General features: G+C 70.7%; 18 protein-coding genes. 11 read left to right on the top strand and 7 right to left on the bottom strand.

Annotated features, from left to right (window positions below):
* The first annotated feature begins 144 nt into the window (after nt 1-144).
* From M3666_RS08610 to M3666_RS08585, 6 genes are all read left to right on the top strand, one after another.
* Nucleotides 145-879, top strand: a complete 735-nt coding sequence (locus M3666_RS08610; RefSeq protein ID WP_251154998.1) for a hypothetical protein — start codon at nt 145-147, stop codon at nt 877-879.
* Nucleotides 880-948: 69 nt separating this feature from the next.
* On the top strand, nt 949-1,470 hold the full coding sequence (locus tag M3666_RS08605) for a hypothetical protein (protein WP_066654081.1): 522 nt from the start codon (nt 949-951) through the stop codon (nt 1,468-1,470).
* Between the two features lie 127 nt (nt 1,471-1,597).
* Nucleotides 1,598-1,984, top strand: coding sequence for an Imm26 family immunity protein (locus tag M3666_RS08600; RefSeq protein ID WP_251154997.1), 387 nt, complete (start codon nt 1,598-1,600; stop codon nt 1,982-1,984).
* Between the two features lie 140 nt (nt 1,985-2,124).
* Nucleotides 2,125-2,529, top strand: coding sequence for a hypothetical protein (locus M3666_RS08595; RefSeq protein WP_251154996.1), 405 nt, complete (start codon nt 2,125-2,127; stop codon nt 2,527-2,529).
* Nucleotides 2,526-3,743 (top strand): DUF6188 family protein, encoded by a 1,218-nt coding sequence (locus M3666_RS08590; protein ID WP_209682817.1) that lies wholly within the window; start codon nt 2,526-2,528, stop codon nt 3,741-3,743. The genes M3666_RS08595 and M3666_RS08590 overlap by 4 nt, the downstream gene beginning before the upstream one ends.
* Nucleotides 3,744-3,894: 151 nt before the next feature.
* A complete protein-coding gene (locus M3666_RS08585; protein ID WP_209682820.1) occupies nt 3,895-4,512 on the top strand; it encodes a hypothetical protein in 618 nt (205 codons plus the stop codon).
* A gap of 65 nt (nt 4,513-4,577) precedes the next feature.
* Here the strand turns inward: M3666_RS08585 and M3666_RS08580 are convergent, their stop codons facing one another.
* Nucleotides 4,578-5,801, bottom strand: coding sequence for a S9 family peptidase (locus M3666_RS08580; protein WP_209682824.1), 1,224 nt, complete (start codon nt 5,799-5,801; stop codon nt 4,578-4,580).
* 23 nt (nt 5,802-5,824) lie between these two features.
* Between M3666_RS08580 and M3666_RS08575 the strand changes: the two genes are divergently transcribed.
* The 4 genes from M3666_RS08575 (at nt 5,825) to M3666_RS08560 (ending at nt 11,153) form a co-directional block, all read left to right on the top strand.
* Nucleotides 5,825-6,406, top strand: coding sequence for a DUF3000 domain-containing protein (locus M3666_RS08575; RefSeq protein WP_374109572.1), 582 nt, complete (start codon nt 5,825-5,827; stop codon nt 6,404-6,406).
* Nucleotides 6,407-6,435: 29 nt separating this feature from the next.
* Complete coding sequence (locus tag M3666_RS08570) at nt 6,436-7,674, top strand: HRDC domain-containing protein (RefSeq protein ID WP_374109574.1); 1,239 nt, start codon at nt 6,436-6,438, stop codon at nt 7,672-7,674.
* Nucleotides 7,675-7,800: 126 nt separating this feature from the next.
* Nucleotides 7,801-9,012, top strand: a complete 1,212-nt coding sequence (locus M3666_RS08565; protein WP_081984825.1) for a thiolase family protein — start codon at nt 7,801-7,803, stop codon at nt 9,010-9,012.
* A gap of 2 nt (nt 9,013-9,014) precedes the next feature.
* Nucleotides 9,015-11,153: a 3-hydroxyacyl-CoA dehydrogenase NAD-binding domain-containing protein gene (locus M3666_RS08560; protein ID WP_251154995.1), complete on the top strand. Its 2,139-nt coding sequence runs from the start codon at nt 9,015-9,017 to the stop codon at nt 11,151-11,153.
* A gap of 190 nt (nt 11,154-11,343) precedes the next feature.
* Here M3666_RS08560 and dxs read toward each other — a convergent pair whose 3' ends face one another.
* The 5 genes from dxs to dut all read right to left on the bottom strand — a co-directional run bounded on the left by dxs (nt 11,344) and on the right by dut (nt 18,610).
* Nucleotides 11,344-13,278 (bottom strand): 1-deoxy-D-xylulose-5-phosphate synthase, encoded by a 1,935-nt coding sequence (dxs, locus tag M3666_RS08555; protein ID WP_251154994.1) that lies wholly within the window; start codon nt 13,276-13,278, stop codon nt 11,344-11,346.
* Between the two features lie 187 nt (nt 13,279-13,465).
* Nucleotides 13,466-16,303, bottom strand: a complete 2,838-nt coding sequence (locus M3666_RS08550) for an aconitate hydratase (protein ID WP_066654071.1) — start codon at nt 16,301-16,303, stop codon at nt 13,466-13,468.
* Nucleotides 16,304-16,431: 128 nt separating this feature from the next.
* On the bottom strand, nt 16,432-17,133 hold the full coding sequence (locus M3666_RS08545; RefSeq protein WP_209682836.1) for a DUF3159 domain-containing protein: 702 nt from the start codon (nt 17,131-17,133) through the stop codon (nt 16,432-16,434).
* A gap of 263 nt (nt 17,134-17,396) precedes the next feature.
* Nucleotides 17,397-18,119, bottom strand: coding sequence for a DUF3710 domain-containing protein (locus M3666_RS08540; RefSeq protein WP_235426579.1), 723 nt, complete (start codon nt 18,117-18,119; stop codon nt 17,397-17,399).
* Nucleotides 18,116-18,610: a dUTP diphosphatase gene (gene dut, locus M3666_RS08535; protein ID WP_209682839.1), complete on the bottom strand. Its 495-nt coding sequence runs from the start codon at nt 18,608-18,610 to the stop codon at nt 18,116-18,118. Before dut ends, M3666_RS08540 begins: the two co-directional genes overlap by 4 nt.
* Nucleotides 18,611-18,687: 77 nt before the next feature.
* On the opposite strand from dut, the gene M3666_RS08530 reads away from it, so the two are divergent.
* A complete protein-coding gene (locus M3666_RS08530; RefSeq protein WP_251154993.1) occupies nt 18,688-19,119 on the top strand; it encodes a DUF3093 domain-containing protein in 432 nt (143 codons plus the stop codon).
* Between the two features lie 292 nt (nt 19,120-19,411).
* On the opposite strand, the gene M3666_RS08525 is transcribed toward M3666_RS08530, so the two are convergent.
* A complete protein-coding gene (locus M3666_RS08525; RefSeq protein ID WP_066658128.1) occupies nt 19,412-19,711 on the bottom strand; it encodes a DUF4193 domain-containing protein in 300 nt (99 codons plus the stop codon).
* Nucleotides 19,712-19,931: the final 220 nt, after the last annotated feature.

Genomic DNA, 19,931 nt, shown 5'->3' with positions numbered 1-19,931 from the left:
ACGCGACCCCCCGCCGGCCGGGTGGCGGGGGGCCGGCCGCCACCGCGCCTCCCGTTCGTCACTCTGTCCGTACGCGATATTTCCCCTCCTGGTCATCCGCCCTCCTGCCGTGCCAAGATCGAGGAGTCATCGGGGGGAGACATCATGGCGAAGGTCCACGGCAACGATCCGACTGGGTACTCGTACGGTGACGCCGACGCACTGAAGACCGCGGCGCGCAACCTGGCGTCCGCGATCAACGGACAGACTGCGACGCGTGCCGCTGCGGTGACGAGCGCGGGACGCGAGTTCCGCGGGTACTTCTCGCAGGTGTTCGCCGACAACGCCGGCATCGCCTCCCGCAGCGCGAGCAAGCTCTCGGACGCGCTGTCGTCCCTGGTCGGCTTCGTCGACGAGCTGCGCGAGGCGGCGAAGCAGGAGGACCGACGACGGGCCGACGCCAAGGCGTGGGAGGCTCGGAAGCGCGAGCGCGAGGAGAACTTCTTCGTCGGTGCCGCGCACGAGGTGTCGACGTGGTTCGGCGCCGAGGACGACCCGAAGCCCCCGGAACCCGAGCCGGAGCCCCAGCTCCAGGCCGATGCGGTCTCGGTCCGCAGTCGCACGATCCCGGCGGGCGGTGGCGGCAGCGGGGGCACGTCGTCGGCGGTGCCGGCCGATCTCCGATCGTTCGCCTCGAGCACCCGTGGTGCCGACGACTCCCTGTCCGGCGCGGTGTCGTCGTTCCGCAACGCCCTGGCCGACTACGAGTCGGGGTGCAACACGTGCTGGGGCACGCTGCACGCACAGTCCCTCGTGACGGCGGTGCAGGACTGGCTCACGGACAACGGACACGACGCCTCGTGGGCGTCTCGGCGGTCCGACCAACAAGGGCAATCCTGATGGGTTGCTCGAGAACAAACGACACCAGATGCGCGAGGCGCGCTACCAAGCAGCAGGAGGGGATCCGTATTGAGTGCTTCGAAGGACGTCCTGGAGGTCAGGGTCAGCGACGTCTTCAGTGTGAAGATTGACGACGATCGCGCCTATGTCGGTCAAGTTCTGCATGTCGGCGAGGGTGCGGTCTTCGTCGTTGTCTTCGACCACCTCGTTCGGCATCCGGTCGCGATCCCCGATGCGCTCGCCGCGCTGATGCACCCGCCGATCGTGGCCAGTTGGACCCACGACGCGCGATTCCGGCCGGGAATGTGGGAAGTGGTCACCCAGGCGCAGACCGACAATCGGCGGTATCTGCCCGCTTCCACCTGGGGGCTGCCAGAAACCGGGGGCGTCCGACTTACGAGCTTCGATGAGACGAGGACCCGCGCGGCGACCGCCGAAGAAGCCGCTACCATCCCTCCGAGAACGACGCGATCGCCCATGCTCATCGAGAAGTTCCTGATGATGGCTGCCGGTGTGGCACCCAGAAATCCCGCTCTCGAGAAGGTGCGCTGGGTGCCGATGCCATCATCGTCGGAACTCTTCCCGGACTGAGTTCGGCTTGTACCGGGGCCAGCGTCAACGTCTCGCGATCGCCTCGCCAATGGTACTGGAGAGGGCTTTCGAGGCTCACCACAGCATCGGTCGCTTGATGTTGAACAATGCGAGGAGCGTCTCCGACGTGTCCATCGGCGACGTGTTCACGATTCCCGTCGACGACCAGCGCCGCTCGGCCGGCCAGGTCGTAAGCGAGTACATATCTGCTCTCTACGTCATCATCCTCGACCGAATCTTCGGAACTGACGAGGACCCGTCGCTCAGACTCGACGATCTGACGGGGTCGGAACCGCTGTTTTCCCGGCTGATCTTCGACTCCCGATTTCGACCAGGAATGTGGGAGATGATCGGACACGCTGCCGCCGACTCTGAGCGGTATCTGCCTGCCTTCACCTACGGGGCTGCCGAACTCGATGGCGTCAAGATCACGAATTCAGCGGCTCCGAGGTTCGGCATGCGACAGAATCCGAGTCGAAGGAGATTCCCCGTCGCGCGATCGACTCGCCGCTGATCTTGGAGAAAGCCATCCAGGCACATCACGGCATCCGTCGCTGGCTTCCGGCTTTCGAAGAAGTTCGGCACCGACCGGGGATAGCGTCGGCGAAGCTGTTCGATTGATCGTGTATCTCGGCATCAGACCGGAGTTCTGACATGCAAGAAGTGTTCTTCCTCTCGTCCATGGACAGCCTGCGGTTCTCGTCCGTCTTCCGGTGCGAGGTCGAACGACCGGTCGAGCTCCCGAACGGTCGTCATGCGCTGATGGTCAGCTGCGATCCACCCGTCCACGGTCGGGAGCTCGGTCACCCGCTCGGCATCAGCGAGTTGTTGCTGTGGAGTCGGTTCGAGGACGAAGACCTCTGGACGTTCCCCGCCTTCCCGCACTTCGTGCAGATCTGTCTGCCTGACGTCGACCAGCCTGCCCATGACTCGCCTGCGAGCATCGCCTGGGGTGAGATCTACAAGACTGAGGCGGACGCGCGGATGCACGAGCTGGCCGCTCAACCTTCTGAGCGAGCACGCACGAATCCGGACCGCCCGCGGAAGAGCGAACGATGAGCGAACTGGCCATCGAGGACGTCCCCCTGCTCCTCGTCGGAGAGACGATCGACGCCATCTGGGTCGACTACGCGCTCCGACTCCTGCTCTCGAACGGCGCCACCGTCATCCTCGAGTGTCCGTTCTCCCTTGGTGGGTCACCGGACACCGCAACGATGATCGATCCGGAGGGCGACAAGTCGGGGCTGGTGCCGGCTCTCCGCCTGCACACGCTCGTGGTCACCGAGGCGCACGCCACGGGCTCGACGCTGTCGATGACGTTCTCCGACGGCTCGCGTCTGACCGCCGGACCGCACCCCGAGTTCGAGTCGTGGCACTACATCGGACCGGAGACGCCCCCGACCAGGATCATCATCATGCCGGGCGGGGGCCCTGCCATCTGGCTTCACCACCCAGAGACCGAAAGCGGCCTTCTGTCCTTCCGGACACGGCCGTCGGACGAACACCTGCTCCCCGCGTTCCACGACGTCTTCACATCGCTGACCGTCCCACCGCTCCGGTGGCTCGTCACCGATCTCGACATCGTCGTGCGCTCGGGATCGACGGTGAACGTGCACGAGTGGGACCGTCGTCTCAGAGCAGCACCGCCACCTGGCCTGTGGTTCTCACACGACGAGATGCTGACGCTCGTCCGTGACAACGACCAGCTGATCGACGGCGAGTTCTTCGGCGTCCCGTTCGGCGCCGCGGCTGACCCGGCCCGGGCGGTCCTCCGCATCGACTTCTTCCACAGCGGCGAGGCCTCCGTGGTCCTGGATCCCTCGGTCATCGGCGTCTCGGAAGCGTTCGAGCGACTGTTCGGTCCGGAGGTCGCGGTACCCTCGATCGGCACTCGAGACGCTGACCTCGCCGCGTACCGCGTCCAGTCGCTCCTGCTCGCGTTCCTCGACACGCTCCCCGCGCCGGGAGCGGCGGAACTCCGACAGCAGGCCGAGGCGGTGCGAGCCGTCCAGGAGACAGCTCCGAGGATCTGGGACGTCGTGCTCGCGGAGACACCCCGAGCCGACTTGCCCGACGGTCGTCTGCCGGGATCGCTGGCCTACCGCACGGACGAGGCACCGCTCGCGGGTGAAGTCCTCGTGTGGATGCTCGACGGCCGGATCGACTCCTTCGAGCTCCCGTGGTTCACGACGGAGATGCCGGCCGAACTCCCCCGGCCGGACCAGCTCATCCGCGCCGCGGACGAGGGCGACGGAGGTCACGGTGTCCGGTAGTCGGCACGGCCACAGCCGACACGCTCCGGCTGCTCCCCGCATCCTCGTGGAGGCATGACGTGACGACCTCCGGCACGAGCGTGCCACTGCTCCGCCTGACCCTCCCCAGACGCCTCGACGTCCCACCCGAGCCCACGAGATCCTGGACGCCGTGCCGGACGACGCGGACGTGCTCGGGTACGACGCCCCTGCCGCCGCGATCGCCCGCGCACTCCGCCGGAGCAGACGAGCGGGGACGCCCCGCGACGATGCCCTCGTGACGCCCCTCGACGAGCTCGGGCACGACCCGGTGCTGGTCCGGCAGGTCGACCTCGGCGACGAGGTCCTCACGGTCCTGCTCCGGGCGTCGGACGGCGCGTTCCTGTCCGCTACGGTCACCGACCGTACCGCCGGGGTCGAGACCATCAGCGCCGCTGAACTCGCGACGCTGCTCGCCGCGACCGCGGCACCCGGCGCGGACCGGGCCCTCGAACTCGTCCGACTCCTCGCGCCCGACGACCGCGTCAGACTCTTCGAGCAGGGCGCTCGAGCGGCCGCGGAGACGTTCGCGACCAAGTACGGTCTGGCCGCCGAGCGGGGGTTCACGGTCCTCGACCTCGAGTCCTTCGTCGCCGCAGTGGCACGCTTCGACGCTGACGACCTCCCCTTCTGCGCTCTCGACGCTCCCGGAGTGGTCGCGACCGTCGCGTTCACACCGGACCGCACCGCGGTCCTCGCGACGACGATCGCGCGACGTCTGCGGCACGACCAGGACGACGACCGACCCTGACCCAGGACGGCCTGGAGGCACGGTGCCAGCTGGCACCGTGCCTCCCGTCCGACCATCGTTCGCGTCTACCGCGCGCTGGTCGCGTCCGTCGGCTGCACCACCTCGGTGAGCCACGCGAGGATCCGCGCGTCGAACCAGTCCGCGTCGTGGTTCCAGAGCTTCGTGTGCCGCGCCGTCGTCTGCACCTCGAGCCGGACGATGTCCGGCCGCACCCGCGCCAGCTCGTGCGACGCCGACGACGGCACGAACCCGTCATCGTCGCTGTGCAGGATGAGGATCGGCACGTCGAGCTCGTCGGCTCGGGCGACCATGTCGAGTTCCCGGAGGTCCACCGGGTGGTGCAGCCCGGCGACGTGGTGCAGCACGGGCGTGCGGAGGATGCGTTGGGCGACCTTGCGCACCGGGCGCGGCAGCTTGAGGACCCGGCTCTGCGACTCGAGCACCGCGTGCCAGTCGACGACCGGCGACTCGAGCACGATCCCGTCGACGAGCCCGGCGAAGCGCGACCGCACGAGGGTCTGCAGGACGACCGCGCCGCCCATCGACCACCCCATGAGCACGACGCTCCGGGCCTGCTGCGCGGTGAGCCAGCGGAGCACGCCGTCGACGTCCTCCCACTCGGTGCTGCCGAGGCCGTAGCGTCCGTCCTCGCTGCGCGGGGCGACGCCGTCGTTCCGCCACGACGCGAGGACGACCGAGTAGCCGGCGGCGCGGAAGACCGGGACGGCGCGGATCGTCTCGGCGCGGGTGACCCCGCGACCGTGCACGAGCACGGCCCAGGGCGCGTCGGGGTCGTCGGCGCGGACGACCCACGCCGGTGCGGCGCCGTTCGGTGTCGGGATGTCGACGTCCTCGACGGGCACGTCGAGCTCGCCTGGCGTGAGGTAGAACCACCCGCCCCAGCGCCCGCGCCGAGCCGCGGTCGGGTCGCCGGCGTCGATCGCGATGATGCGACGCGTGACCGTGGTGTCGGTCGTGCCGAGCACCTCGCCGACGCGCATGTGCCCGGTACCGCCGCCGAACCACAGGCTGTAGCGCCCCTGCAGCTCGGTGTCGGCGGTCCGTTCGAGCGTCACGGTCATCCGACCGGTGTCGACCGCGTGGATCGGGACACGCTCGACGCGCTTCCGGTCGGGCGTGACGACCGCCCGGGCGACGGCGGCGACGAAGCCGCCGATGACCGCGGTGGTGACCGCAGCGGCCGCGATGCCCGCGCCGAGCGCGACGACCCCGGCCGATCGTGCGGTCTCCTGGGCCACGTCCTCGGCGGGTCGCGCTGATCGGGACATGGTCCGGAGCCTAGTCTGCAAGCGTGTCCGAATCCCGAGAGCCCGAGGCCTTCGAACGCCTGCGCGCGTTCGTCGCACCGGGCCGGACCCGCACCGAGACGACCGTCACCGAGATCCCCTCGCCGTCACGCATCGCACCGCACTCGATCGCCCTCGCGGCGGACGTGTCGGGCGCCGTGCACGGCATCGACTCCCACCTCGGGACCGGCCGGTTCATCGCCCTGTACGACCCTGCAGAACCGGAGGGCTGGGGCGGCGCGTTCCGCGTCGTGACCTTCGCCCAGGCACCGCTCGAACCGGAGATCGGCGTCGACGAGTTCGTCGCCGACGTGACGTGGAGCTGGCTCGTCGACGCGCTCGCTGCCCACGGTGCGACGTACGACCGGGCGTCGGGCACGGCGACCAAGATCATCTCGCGCGGCTACGGCGACCTCGCGGCCCAGGGCGACGGCGCACAGCTCGAGCTCCGGGCCTCGTGGACGCCCCGCGACGAGGACCTGACCGCGCACGTCGAGGCCTGGGAGGAGATCGTCGCGATGCTCGCGGGGCTCCCTCCGGCGTCCGACGGCGTGACCCTGCTGGCTCCGAGGAGGACCACGAAGTGACCGACCCCGCCAGCCAGGCCCGCGACGCCGTGTCGGGCGCCTCGGCCGACCCCGCGTTCGAGGACGCGCACGCCACCGTGCGCGTGATCGAGGACCGCGACGAGTACCTGCAGGCGGTCGACGCGATCGCCGCCGGACACGGCCCGGTCGCGGTCGACGCGGAGCGTGCGAGCGGCTACCGGTACTCGCAGCGCGCCTACCTCATCCAGGTCTTCCGCCGCGGTGCGGGCGCCTTCCTGTTCGACCCGATCGCGATCGGTGACTTCGCGGAACTGCAGGCCGCGATCGTCGACGAGGAGTGGCTGTTCCACGCCGCCTCGCAGGACCTGCCCTGCCTGCAGGAGGTCGGCCTCGTCCCGACCCGCATCTTCGACACCGAGCTCGGTGCCCGCATCGCCGGGTTCCCCCGTGTCGGTCTCGGCGCGGTGGTCGAGCAGCTCCTCGGCATCACGCTCGCCAAGGCCCACTCCGCCGCCGACTGGTCGACGCGTCCGCTCCCCCAGGCCTGGCTCGTCTACGCCGCGCTCGACGTCGAGCTGCTCCCCGACCTGCGCGACGCCCTCGCCGCGGTGCTCGACGCCGCCGGCAAGTCGCGGATCGCCGCCGAGGAGTTCGCCGCCGTCCTGACCCGCGCCCCGAAGCCCCCGAAGGCCGAGCCGTGGCGTCGCCTGTCCGGCATGCACGCGCTCCGCGGCGCCCGGGCCCTCGCGATCGCCCGGTCGCTCTGGACCGCACGCGACGCCTACGCCCGCCAGGTCGACACCGCCCCGGGTCGCATCGTGCCCGACTCGGCCATCGTCGCCGCAGCGGCGGCGAACCCGACCTCGAAGGCCGAGCTGAGTGCCGTGAAGGCCTTCACCGGCCGAGCGAGCCGGTCGGAACTCGACCGCTGGTGGGCCGCCGTCGAGGAGGGGCGCACGACCGAGGACCTGCCGAAGCTCCGCGGCACCGGCGAGGCCACGCTCCCGCCGCCCCGCGCGTGGGCGGACCGCAACCCCGAGGCCGACCGCCGCTACAAGGCCGCTCGCGCCGCCGTCGTCGCGCGTGCCGAGGAGCTCGACGTCCCCGTCGAGAACCTGCTCACCCCGGAGACCCTCCGGGTGGTGTCCTGGGAACCGCCGACACCGATCGCGACCGAGACCGTCGGAGCCGCCCTTGCCGGGCACGACGCCCGCCCGTGGCAGGTCGAGGAGACGGCGTCGATCATCGCGCACGCCTTTGTCGACGCCGCACAGCAGCCTGCTGCCGAGAGCAACACCGGCTCGTAGGAACACCCCAACCGGCATGCGCTCGCCCAGGCGGCGGGCATAGCGTCGGTACCGTCGCCGGGCTCGGCCCGGCCGGTCGGGGCGGAACGTGCCCCGACTCGATCGAAGAGGATCTGGAGGCCCGGATTGGCCAGAGCAGCAGACGTCGTGTTCGTGGACGGTGTGCGCACACCGTTCGGACGAGCCGGTGAGAAGGGGGTGTTCTGGAAGACCCGCGCCGACGACCTCGCGGTCCACGCGATGCGCGGTCTGCTCGACCGGAACAGCCAGCTCGACGGCGCGGCGGTCGACGACGTCGCCGTGGCCGCCACCACCCAGCAGGGCGACCAGGGCCTGACCCTCGGCCGCACGGTCGGCATGCTCGCCGGGCTGCCGAAGTCGGTCCCGGGCTACGCCATCGACCGCATGTGCGCCGGTGCGATGACGAGCGTCACCACGCTCGCCGGCGCGATCGCCTTCGGCGCCGCCGACGTCGCCATCGCGGGCGGCGTCGAGCACATGGGCCGCCACCCGATGGGCTTCGGCGCCGACGTGAACCCGCGCTTCGTCGCGGAGCGCATGGTCGCGACCGACGCGCTGGTCATGGGCAGCACCGCCGAGCGACTGCACGACCGCTTCCCCGCCATCACGAAGGACCGCACGGACGCCTTCGCGGTCCAGTCGCAGCAGCGCTACGCCGCCGCGTGGGCGGCCGGCAAGCTGCAGCCCGACGTGGTCCCGGTCGAGGTGAACACCGGCGAGGGCTGGGACATCGTCACGGCGGACGAGCCGCCGCGTCCCGGCACCACCCTGGAGGCCCTGGCTGCGCTGCGCACACCGTTCCGGCCCCACGGACGGGTCACCGCCGGCAACGCGGCCGGTCTCAACGACGGCGCCACCATGAGCCTCCTCGCCTCCGAGGACGGCGCGAAGCAGCACGGCCTGCCGACGAAGATGCGCATGGTCTCGTTCGCCTTCGCGGGCGTCGAGCCGGAGGTGATGGGCGTCGGGCCCGTCCCCGCGACCGACAAGGCGCTCCGCAAGGCAGGGCTGACGATCGACGACATCGGGCTCTTCGAGATCAACGAGGCGTTCGCCGTCCAGGTGCTCGCCTTCCTCGACAACTACGGCATCGCCCAGGACTCCGCGAACGTCAACGCCTGGGGCGGCGCGATCGCCGTCGGGCACCCGCTCGCGTCGAGCGGCGTCCGGCTCATGAACCAGCTCGCGGCCCAGTTCGCCGAGCGACCGGACGTCCGGTACGGCATCACGACGATGTGCATCGGCCTCGGCCAGGGCGGCACCGTCATCTGGGAGAACCCGAACTTCAGCAAGAGCGCGGCACGGAAGGCGGCCTGACGATGACCACCACCCCGATCGACCAGCTGACCGAGCTCAGCGCCGACGAGGTCGTCACCCACTCGTACGTCAAGCACGTGCCGCTGCCGTCCGGCGGCACGCTCGCCCTCGTCACGCTCGACAACGGCAAGGACTACAAGCGCCCGTCGACGCTCGGTCCGCGCACCATGCGCGAGCTGTCCGACGTGCTCGACACGCTGCGCGCAGCGGCCTCCGCCGGGAGCATCCAGGCGGTCGCGATCACCGGCAAGGAGTACTGCTTCGCCGCCGGCGCCGACCTGTCGCAGGCGGCAGCGCTCCCCTCGCGCGAGGTCGCCCACGAGCTCGGCGCCCTCGGGCACGCGACGCTCCGCAAGCTCTCCGACCTCGGTGTGCCGTCGTTCGCGTTCGTGAACGGCATCGCGCTCGGTGGTGGGCTCGAGATCGCCCTGCACTGCACCTACCGCGTGTTCTCCTCGGCGGCGCAGGGCATCGGGCTGCCCGAGGTCTTCCTCGGCATCATCCCCGGCTGGGGTGGCGCCACGCTGCTCCCCCGCCTGATCGGTCCCGAGAAGGCGCTCCGCGTCATCGTGGAGAACCCGCTCAAGAACAACCGGCTCATGGACGGCAAGGCCGCCGTCGAGCTCGGCATCGGCGACGCGCTCATCCCCTCCGTGACCTTCCTGCCGTCCGCGGTCGCGTGGGCCGACGGGGTCGTCAGCGGCCGAACGAAGGTCAAGCGCGCGAACGAGCCCGGCATGCTCGAGAAGGCCGCCTGGGGCACCGTGGTCAAGGTGGCGCGACAGCAGGTGGCCTCGAAGATCGGCACCGTCCCGAAGTCGCCCTTCCGTGCGCTCGACCTCGTCGCCGCAGCGAAGTCGGGCTCGCTCGACGACCGCTTCGCCGACGAGGACGACGCCCTCGCCGACCTGCTCGCCGGGGACCAGTTCGCCGCGTCGATGTACGCGTTCGACCTCGTGCAGAAGCGCGCGAAGAAGCCCGTCGGCGCTCCCGAGGGCGTCGAGGCGAAGAAGATCACGAAGGTCGGCGTCCTCGGCGCCGGGCTGATGGCGTCGCAGTTCGCGCTGCTGTTCGCCCGCCGTCTCGGCGTCCCGGTCGTCATCACCGACGTCGACCAGGCCCGTGTGGACGCCGGGGTCGCGCGCATCGCCGGTGAGGTCGAGAAGCTCCGCGAGAAGGGCCGCATCTCCCCCGACGACGCGAACCGCATCACGGCGCTCGTCAGCGGGTCGGTGTCGTACGACGCGTTCGCCGACGCCGACTGGGTGATCGAGGCCGTCTTCGAGGAGATGTCGGTCAAGCAGGACGTCTTCCGGAAGATCGAGCAGGTCATCGCGCCCGACGCGATCCTGGCGACGAACACCTCGTCGTTGTCGGTGGACGAGATGGCGTCGGTGCTCGAGCACCCGGAGCGCCTCGTCGGCTTCCACTTCTTCAACCCGGTGGCCGTGATGCCGCTGCTCGAGGTGGTGCGGGCCGACGAGACCTCGGACGAAGCGCTCGTCACCGCACTCGCGGTCGCGAAGACCCTGAAGAAGACCGCGATCATCACCGCCGACCAGCCGGGCTTCGTCGTCAACCGCGTGCTCGCTCGGGTGCTCGGCGAGGCGATGCGCGGCGTCGAGGAGGGCACGCCCTTCGAGACCGTCGCCGAGGGTGCTGCGCCCCTCGGCCTGCCGATGTCGCCGTTCGAGCTGCTCGAGCTCGTCGGCCTGCCCGTCGGTGCGCACGTGCTCGACTCGCACCACGCGGCATGGCCGGAGCGCTTCTACCCCGGTGACGGCCTGAAGCGGATCGCGGAGCACGGCACGATCCTGACCCGCGACAAGAAGGGCACCGTCACCGGGTACGACCCCGCCGCCGTGAAGCTCGTCGCACCGTCGAAGAAGGACGCGAAGCCGATCGACGCGGCGACGATGCAGCAGCGGTTCGAGGACGCCCTGGCCGACGAGGTGCACCGCATGCTCGAGGACCACGTCGTCGAGCACGTCGAGGAGATCGACCTCGGTCTGATCCTCGGCGCGGGCTACCCGTTCCAGGCCGGTGGCATCAGCCCCTACCTCGACCGCTCCGGCGCCTCGGAGCGCGTCTTCGGCAGCACGTTCCACACCCCGGCGATCGTCGGCCCCGCCTCGCGCTAGCCGCCGGCTCGGCCACTCCGCACGACCGGAAGCACCTCGCGCCACGGGAACCCGTGGCGCGAGGTGCTTCCGGTCGTGCTGCGGCACGCCGAACCACGCGCCGGCAGGCCGGCACACCGAACCACGCGCCGGCACGCCGAACGGTGCCGCGACTCGCGCCGGTGCCGCGCCGACCGGCGCCGCACGAGCCTCAGTGGTCGGCCGACTCCCGCGTCCGCGCCGGCTTCGCCTGGGGCAGCTTCGTGCCGACCACCTGGTCGATGACGTCCCGCGCGATCGCCTGCGCCGTGAGCCCCACGTCCGACAGGATCTGCGACCGCGAGGCGTGGTCGATGAACTCGTCCGGCAGCCCGAGCTCGTTCACCCCGGTGTCGACCCCCGCGGCACGCAGGTCCTGCCGCAACCGGGTCCCGACTCCACCGACGCGGACGCCGTCCTCGATCGTGATGACGAGCCGGTGGTCGCGCGAGAGGTCGATGAGCGAGGTCGGGATCGGCACGACCCACCGGGGGTCGACGACCGTGACGCCGATGCCCTGCGATTCGAGCAGCCCGGCGGCTTCGAGGGCGACCGGCACCATCGAGCCGACGGCGACGAACAGGACGTCGGGTTCCTGCCCCTCGGACGGGTCCCGCAGGACGTCCACGCCGTCGTGCAGCCGACGGAGCGCCGGGACGTCCGGTCCGACGGATCCCTTCGACCAGCGCAGCACCGTCGGGGCGTCGTCCACGGCGACGGCCTCGCGGAACTCCTCGCGCAGCGTCGCGGCATCGCGCGGTGCGGCGATGCGGATCCCGGGGACGACCTGCAGCAGCGCGAGGTCCCACATCCCGTGGTGCGACGGCCCGTCCGGCCCGGTGATGCCCGCGCGGTCGAGGACGAACGTCACGCCGGCACGATGGAGCGCCACGTCCATGAGCACCTGGTCGAACGCCCGGTTGAGGAAGGTCGCGTAGAGCGCCACGACGGGGTGCAGCCCGCCGTAGGCGAGCCCCGCCGCGGTCGTCACGGCGTGCTGCTCCGCGATGCCGACGTCGATCACCCGGTCGGGGTGCTGCTCCTGGAAGCGGTGGAGCCCGGTCGGCCGCAGCATGGCCGCGGTGATCGCCACGATCCGCTCGTCGGCCGCACCGACCGACGCCAGCTCCGAGGCGAACACCGACGTCCACGAGGGCCCGGACGACACGTCGAGCGACTCCCCCGTCTCGGGGTCGATGTGCCCGACGGCGTGGAACTGGTCCGCCTGGTCGCGGAGCGCCGGCTCGAAGCCGTGGCCCTTCTCCGTGATCGCGTGCACGATGGTCGGCGCGCCGTAGGCCTTCGCCTGCCGGAGCGCCGCCTCGACGGCCCGCTGGTCGTGACCATTGACCGGCCCGACGTACTTGATGTCGAGGTTCGAGTAGAGCGCCTCGTTGTTGGTGAACCGCGCCAGGAACCCGTGGAGTCCGCCACGGACCCCCCGGTAGAACGCACGACCCGGCGCACCGAACCGCGAGGCGACGGCCTGCGACTTCTCGAACAGCGCCCGGTACTCACGGCGGGTGCGCACCGAGCTGAGGAAGCGCGCCATGCCCCCGATCGTCGGCGCGTAGGACCGACCGTTGTCGTTGACCACGATCACCAGGCGGCGGTCGTTGCTGTCCGAGATGTTGTTGAGCGCCTCCCACGTCATCCCGCCGGTGAGGGCGCCGTCGCCGACGACCGCCACGACGGTGCGGTCGTCCTGCCCGGTCTGCCGGAAGGCGCGGGAGATCCCGTCGGCCCAGGACAGCGACGAGGACGCGTGCGAGGACTCGACGATGTCGTGCTCCGACTCGCTCCGCTGCGGGTAGCCGGCCAGCCCGCCGCGCTCGCGCAGCTTCGAGAAGTCCTGCCGCCCGGTGACGAGCTTGTGCACGTAGGACTGGTGCCCCGTGTCGAAGACGAACGGGTCGTGCGGCGAGTCGAACACGCGGTGCATCGCGAGCGTCAGCTCGACGACCCCGAGGTTCGGTCCGAGGTGCCCGCCGGTCTTCGCGACCTCGGCGACGAGGAACCGTCGGATCTCGGCGGCGAGCTCCGTCATCTGTGCGTCGGACAGACGCCTGAGGTCGCGCGGCGACGTGATGCTGCTCAGCAGGCTCACGGGCGCTCCTTTCGTGTGGCAGGTCCCCACACTATCCGCGCGACCGGGACACGGACGGGAGGCGCGTGGCGGCCCCGCCACGCGCCTCCCGTCCGTCCGGTCGCACTCCGCAGAACGCAACGAAGGCGGTGCCGCACAGCGCTGTGACGCTGCGCGGAACCGCCTCGGTTGCGTTTCGTGGAAGGGATCAGACGAGCGAACGGAGCACGTACTGCAGGATGCCGCCGTTGCGGTAGTAGTCCGCCTCACCGGGGGTGTCGATGCGGACGACCGCGTCGAACTCGACCGTCTGCTTGCCGGCCGGCGAGTGCTCGCTCGGCTCCGCGGTGACGTGCACGGTCTTCGGCGTGCGGCCCTCGTTCAGCTCGGTGAGCCCCGAGATCGAGACGACCTCGGTGCCGTCGAGACCGAGCGACTCGACCGTCTCACCCGCCGGGAACTGCAGCGGGACGACACCCATGCCGATGAGGTTCGAGCGGTGGATGCGCTCGAAGCTCTCGGTGATGACCGCCTTGACGCCGAGCAGGTTCGTGCCCTTCGCCGCCCAGTCGCGCGACGAACCGGAACCGTACTCCTTGCCACCGAAGATGACGAGCGGGATGCCCTGCTCCTGGTAGTGCTGCGAGGCGTCGTAGATGAACGACTGCTCGCCGTCGGGCGTCGTGAAGTCGCGGGTGTAGCCGCCCTCGACGCCGTCCAGCAGCTGGTTCCGCAGGCGGATGTTCGCGAACGTGCCGCGGATCATCACCTCATGGTTGCCGCGACGCGAGCCGTAGGAGTTGAAGTCCTTGCGGTCGACGCCGTGCTCGTCGAGGTACCGACCGGCCGGGCTGTCGGCCTTGATCGAACCGGCGGGCGAGATGTGGTCGGTCGTGACCGAGTCACCGAGCTTCGCGAGCACGCGGGCACCGGAGATGTCGGAGACCGCGTCGGGCTGCATCGTCATGCCCTCGAAGTACGGGGGCTTCCGGACGTAGGTCGACTCGGTGTCCCACTCGAACGTGTCGCCCGTCGGGGTCGGCAGGTTCTTCCAGCGGTCGTCGCCCTCGAACACGGAGCCGTACTCGTGGGTGAACATCTCGGTGTCGATCGACGTGTCGATCACGTCCTGCACCTCGGCCGCGTCGGGCCAGATGTCCTGCAGGTAGACGTCGTTGCCGTCCTGGTCGGTGCCGAGGGCGTCCTTGTCGAAGTCGAAGTGCATCGACCCGGCCAGGGCGTACGCGATGACCAGCGGCGGCGAGGCCAGGTAGTTCATCTTCACGTCGGGGTTGATGCGGCCCTCGAAGTTGCGGTTGCCCGAGAGCACCGCGGTGACGGCGAGGTCGTTGTCCTGCACGGCCTGCGAGATCTCCTCGGGCAGCGGGCCCGAGTTGCCGATGCAGGTGGTGCAGCCGTAGCCGACCGTGTAGAAGCCGAGGTCCTCGAGGTAGCTGGTGAGCCCGGCCTTCTCGTAGTAGTCGGTGACGACCTTCGAGCCCGGCGCGAGGGTGGTCTTCACCCACGGCTTGGCCTTGAGGCCCTTCTTCGCGGCGTTCCGCGCGAGGATGCCGGCGGCCATCATCACCGACGGGTTCGACGTGTTCGTGCACGAGGTGATCGCGGCGATCGCGACGGCACCGTGGTCGATCGTGAACGTGTCGCCGTCGGCCACGGAGACCGACGTCGGCTTCGACACCGTGCCGGGCGCGCTCGAGGCGTGCACGGGGACCTCGGACGCGGGGGCGTCCTGCAGGTCGTCGACGGCGTGCTCGTCACCGGGCGCGGCGGCGACCGGGTCGGACGCCGGGAAGGTGTCCGCCACGGCCTTGTCCTCGTGCGTGTGGTCGATGCTCGCGTAGTTGGCGAGGTCGACCTCGAACTGGTCCTTGGCCTTCGACAGCTCGATGCGGTCCTGCGGGCGCTTCGGGCCGGAGATCGACGGCACGACCGTCGAGAGGTCGAGCTCCATGTACTCGGAGTACGCGGGCTCCACCGACGGGTCGTGCCACAGGCCCTGGGCCTTGGAGTACGCCTCGACCAGGGCGATCTGGTCCTCGGACCGGCCGGTCAGGCGCAGGTAGTCGAGCGTGACGGAGTCGACGGGGAAGATCGCGGCGGTGGAGCCGAACTCCGGCGACATGTTGCCGATGGTCGCGCGGTTCGCGAGCGGGACTTCGGAGACGCCCTCGCCGTAGAACTCGACGAACTTGCCCACGACGCCGTGCTTGCGGAGCTCCTGGGTGATGGTCAGCACCACGTCCGTCGCGGTGACGCCGGCGGGGATCGAACCGGACAGCTTGAAGCCGACGACCTTCGGGATGAGCATCGACACGGGCTGGCCGAGCATCGCTGCCTCGGCCTCGATGCCGCCGACGCCCCACCCGAGCACGCCGAGGCCGTTCACCATGGTGGTGTGCGAGTCGGTGCCGACGAGGGTGTCCGGGTACGCGTAGAGCTCACCGTCGAACTCGCGGGTGTACGTGACCTTCGCCAGGTACTCGATGTTGACCTGGTGCACGATGCCGGTGCCCGGCGGGACGACCTTGAAGTCCTCGAACGCGGTCTGGCCCCAGCGGAGGAACTGGTAGCGCTCCCCGTTGCGCTCGTACTCGAGGTCGGTGTTGCGCTGGAGGGCGTCCTCGCGGCCGAACAGGTCGGCGACGACGGAGTGGTCGATGACCATCTCGGCCGGCGAGAGCGGGTTGATCTTGTTCGGGTCGCCGCCGATCTGCGCCATCGCCTCGCGCATGGTGGCGAGGTCGACGATGCACGGGACGCCCGTGAAGTCCTGCATGACCACGCGGGCCGGCGAGAACTGGATCTCGGTGTCCGGCTCGGCCTCGGGCTTCCAGGAGCCGAGCGCGCGGATCTGCTCCTCGGTGACGTTCGCGCCGTCCTCGGTGCGGAGCAGGTTCTCGAGCAGCACCTTCAGGCTGTACGGGAGCTTCTCGTGCCCCGGCACCGTGTCGATCCGGTGGAACGCGTAGTCGACACCCCCAACCGAGAGCGTGTCCTTCGAGCCGAAGCTGTTGACTGCAGCCACTGTGCCGCCTCCCTACTGATCGGTGTGCCCTCATCATCGCGGGCGTCGGAACGTCCCACCAGCAAGGCAAACCTAATCCCGACGATGCTGGCGCGCCCCCGGGAAACTGTCTCGATGTCGAGACAACTCTACACCGCGGCGGTGTCCTCCCGACGCACGAACACCGTGCGGACGAGCAACCACGTGACCCACAGCACGGCCGCGTAGAGCGGGACGCCGAGCACGAGCTTCACCGCGGCGAGGAGCTCGACCTGCGCGGTCAGGTACAGCGGTACCTCGACGGCCAGCCGGAGCGCGAAGAGCCCGACCCAGATCCACGTCGCCACCGTGAGCACCCGGCGCTTGGTGGGGTCGGCACGCCAGTCGACGTGGGAGCCGTCCTCGTCCGGCGGGAGCAGGAAGCCGACCACGACCCCGATCAGCGGCCACCGGATCGCCAGGGTGACGAGCAATCCGACGAGCCACACCGAGTTGATGACGATGCCGGGGATGAAGTTCGTCTCGGCCCGGCCGGTGACCAGCGCCAGGACCGCCGAGACGACCACGCCGGCGATGCCCGCGAAGGACATCACGAGCGACTGCCGCTGCGCCAGACGGACCACCACGAACACGAGCCCGACGAGCACCGGGATCACGACGCTCGGCACGAGCTCCTTCGTGATCGCGTAGACGACGAGGAACGCGAAGCCGGGCAGCACCGACTCGGCGAGCCCGCGCACGCCGCCGACCGCCCCGAGCAGCGCACGGCCGGAGGGTGCCTCACCCGGCGCGACCCGGGCGATGCCGGCGTTCTGCACGGCCGCGCGGAACTGCGCCGAGAAGGACGGCACGGCGCCCTCGTCCACGGAGTCGTCACCAGCCGGCCGGGCCGGGGCCGTCCGTCCAACCGGGACCGTCGGTCCGGACGCGGTCGGCCCCGCGCCCGCACCGGGCGTCGGCGGGCCCGCGACCGGGCCGGCCGGCACCGCACCCGCGGCCGTCCCGTCGACCGGAGCCGCGCCCTGGTCGCTCGCGTCCGCGGGACGGGGGGTCTCGTCGTGCTCCGGCACCGTGCCTCCAGGCCGTGTCGTGGGTCGTTCGTCTCGGACGGTCGTCAGACGGCGGTCTGCGTCGACTTGGGCATGTGCAGCGGGATGAGGTCGCGCGGCGGCATCGGCGTCGTGCCACGCACGACGACCACGCTGCGGAAGAGCTCCTCGATCTCTGCGGCGTCGTCCGGCTGTTCCGCGGCCTTGCCGGCGATCACGCCGCGCAGGAACCAGCGGGGGCCGTCGACACCGACGAAGCGTGCGGCGCGTGCACCGTCGGTCGCGCCGGAGCCGTCGACGACGACCGGCACGAGAGCGCGGAGCTCGGGACCGAAGGGGCCGTCGACCTCGTCCACGCGGCCGCCCTGCCGCTCGATCTGGTCGGCGATCTGCGCGCGGATCTCGTGCCACAGCCCGGTGGACCGGGGCGCGGCGAAGGGCTGGACCTGGAGCGTGGACTCGTCGTAGTCGAGCCCGACCGCGACGACGCGCTGCGAACCCTCCTCGACCTCGAGGCGCAGGTGCAGGCCCTCTCGCGGGAGGACCTTCACGCCGCCCAGGTCGACGTACGGGCGGACCAGGTTCGCCTCGGTCTCGTCGTGCGGGCCGTTGTCGGCACGGTCGGCCGGAGCCGACTTGTCGGTCGGTGCGACCGCGTCCACCTCGTCGAGGTCGGCGTCGGCATCGGTCGCGATGTCGACCTCCGGCGTCGTCCCCGCGATCACGGCGTCGTCGGCGACGGCGTCCGCCACCTCGACCTCGTCACGCTTGCGTCGACCGAACTTCATGCGCCCGTTCCTTCCTGGAAGTCGTCGGCGGCACCGTACAGTGCGCCGCTGCGGTGGTCACCGTAGCCCGAGGAGCCGAAGCCGCCCTCGCCGCGGACACTGTCCGGCAGCTCCTCGACGCGGGTGTAGGTGACCCGCGGCACCGGCATGACGACCACCTGCGCGATGCGGTCCCCCACGTGCACCTCGTACGGCTCGGACGCATCGGTGTTGAGCAGGGCGACCTTGACCTCGCCCCGGTAGCCGGAGTCGACGGTGCCGGGGGCGTTCACGATCGTGATGCCGTGCTTCGCCGCGAGGCCGCTCCGGGGCACCACGAAGGCGACGTGGCCGTCCGGCAGCGCGATCCGGAGCCCGGTGCCGACGAGACGGCGCTCCCCGGGCTGCAGCACGAAGGCCTCGGTCGAGACGAGGTCGGCTCCGGCATCACCGGGGTGGGCGTGGACGGGGGCGTTCTCCCCGGTCCAGAGCACGTCGACTGGTTCGGTCACGAGACGAGGGTAGTGCACGAGCGTGGTCGTTCCGTGACCGTTCCGTGACCTGCCCCGACTCGTGGTGGGATGGAGGGGTGACCGTGTACCGCGAACGACTCTGGGCCCCGCCCGCCCTCTACCTGGCGACGGCGCTCGTCATCCCCGCGAGCCTGCTCGTGTTCCTGCCGATCAGCGTCCTGGCCGGCGTCCTCGTGGCGATCGGCATGTACCTCGGCGTGGTCGTGCTGCTCTGGGCGCTCGCCCCGACGATCGAGGTCACCGACACCGAGTTCCGCGCCGGCCGTGCACACCTGCCGCGGACGCTCGTCGGCGAGGTCACCGCACACACCGGCGCCGAGGCCACGACCCAGCGCGGTCCGGCGCTCGACGCCCGCGCGTGGACGCTCTTCCGCGGGTACGTGCGCGGGGTCGTGCGCGTCGAGGTGACGGACCCGGCGGACCCGACGCCCTACTGGCTGGTCAGCGCGCGCAACCCGCAGGCCGTGGTGGACGCCCTGCGTTCCTGACGCGCGGGCGCGCGGGCCGGGAGGCTCGCGCCGCCCCCGCCCCGCCCGTTCCTTCCCACAACGGGTGCAGGAGGAAGCGGTTCCGGGCACACCTGGCCGTTCCGGAAGACCGGGTACGCCCGATCCCCCCAGGTACGCCCGAGCCGACCAGGCACGCCCGATCCGACCAGGCACGCCCGATCCGACCAGGCACGCCCGCCCCCGCCAGGCACGCCCGCGCCCGCCCTGCGCCGCAACGCGGAACGGCCCGCCACCCACGAAGGGTGACGGGCCGTCCCGGTGGAGCTGCGACTCAGAGCGCCGCGCACTCCGCGCACACGGGGCCGAGCTTCGACTCGTGGTCGAGCTGCGAACGGTGCTTCACGAGGAAGCACTCGACGCAGGTGAACTCGTCCACCTGCGGCGGCAGCACGACGACGTCGAGGTCGACGTCGCTGAGGTCCTGTCCAGCGAGCTCGAAGCTGCCGGGGTTGTCCGAATCATCGTCGACGACCCCCGACATCTTGTCGGGAACGCGCTCCTTGAGGGCCTCGATCGACTCCGAGTCAGAGGATTCGTCGGTCTTCCTGGGGGCGTCGTAATCGGTGGCCATGCCCATCCGTTTCTCGTGTCGAGAGGTCGTCGCCGGTGATCGGCGGCGACAGTTTGCACCACGACCCGCGAGAGCGCAAACCGAACGCCGTGCGGGATCGTCAGGCCGTGCAACCCACCGTGGTGGTCGGACATTCCCGGCGGCCGGGAGCGGACGAGGACGGTGCGCGGGGCCGGCAGCGGACGAGGACCGTCCGCGGGCGAGCGGGAGTCCGCGGCAC

Source organism: Curtobacterium sp. ODYSSEY 48 V2, from assembly GCF_023712625.1.
GTDB lineage: Bacteria > Actinomycetota > Actinomycetes > Actinomycetales > Microbacteriaceae > Curtobacterium.
The sequence above is the reverse complement of the archived record's forward strand: the minus strand, read 5'-3'. Positions and strand labels throughout refer to the sequence as shown.

Excerpts from the sequence above, each read along its gene's own strand:
- M3666_RS08560 (WP_251154995.1), top strand. The coding sequence starts at position 9,015 with ATGACCACCACCCCGATCGACCAGCTGACCGAGCTCAGCGCCGACGAG.
- M3666_RS08525 (WP_066658128.1), bottom strand. The coding sequence starts at position 19,711 with ATGGCCACCGATTACGACGCCCCCAGGAAGACCGACGAATCCTCTGAC.
- M3666_RS08610 (WP_251154998.1), top strand. The coding sequence starts at position 145 with ATGGCGAAGGTCCACGGCAACGATCCGACTGGGTACTCGTACGGTGAC.
- M3666_RS08540 (WP_235426579.1), bottom strand. The coding sequence starts at position 18,119 with ATGAAGTTCGGTCGACGCAAGCGTGACGAGGTCGAGGTGGCGGACGCC.
- M3666_RS08580 (WP_209682824.1), bottom strand. The coding sequence starts at position 5,801 with ATGTCCCGATCAGCGCGACCCGCCGAGGACGTGGCCCAGGAGACCGCA.
- M3666_RS08595 (WP_251154996.1), top strand. The coding sequence starts at position 2,125 with ATGCAAGAAGTGTTCTTCCTCTCGTCCATGGACAGCCTGCGGTTCTCG.
- M3666_RS08590 (WP_209682817.1), top strand. The coding sequence starts at position 2,526 with ATGAGCGAACTGGCCATCGAGGACGTCCCCCTGCTCCTCGTCGGAGAG.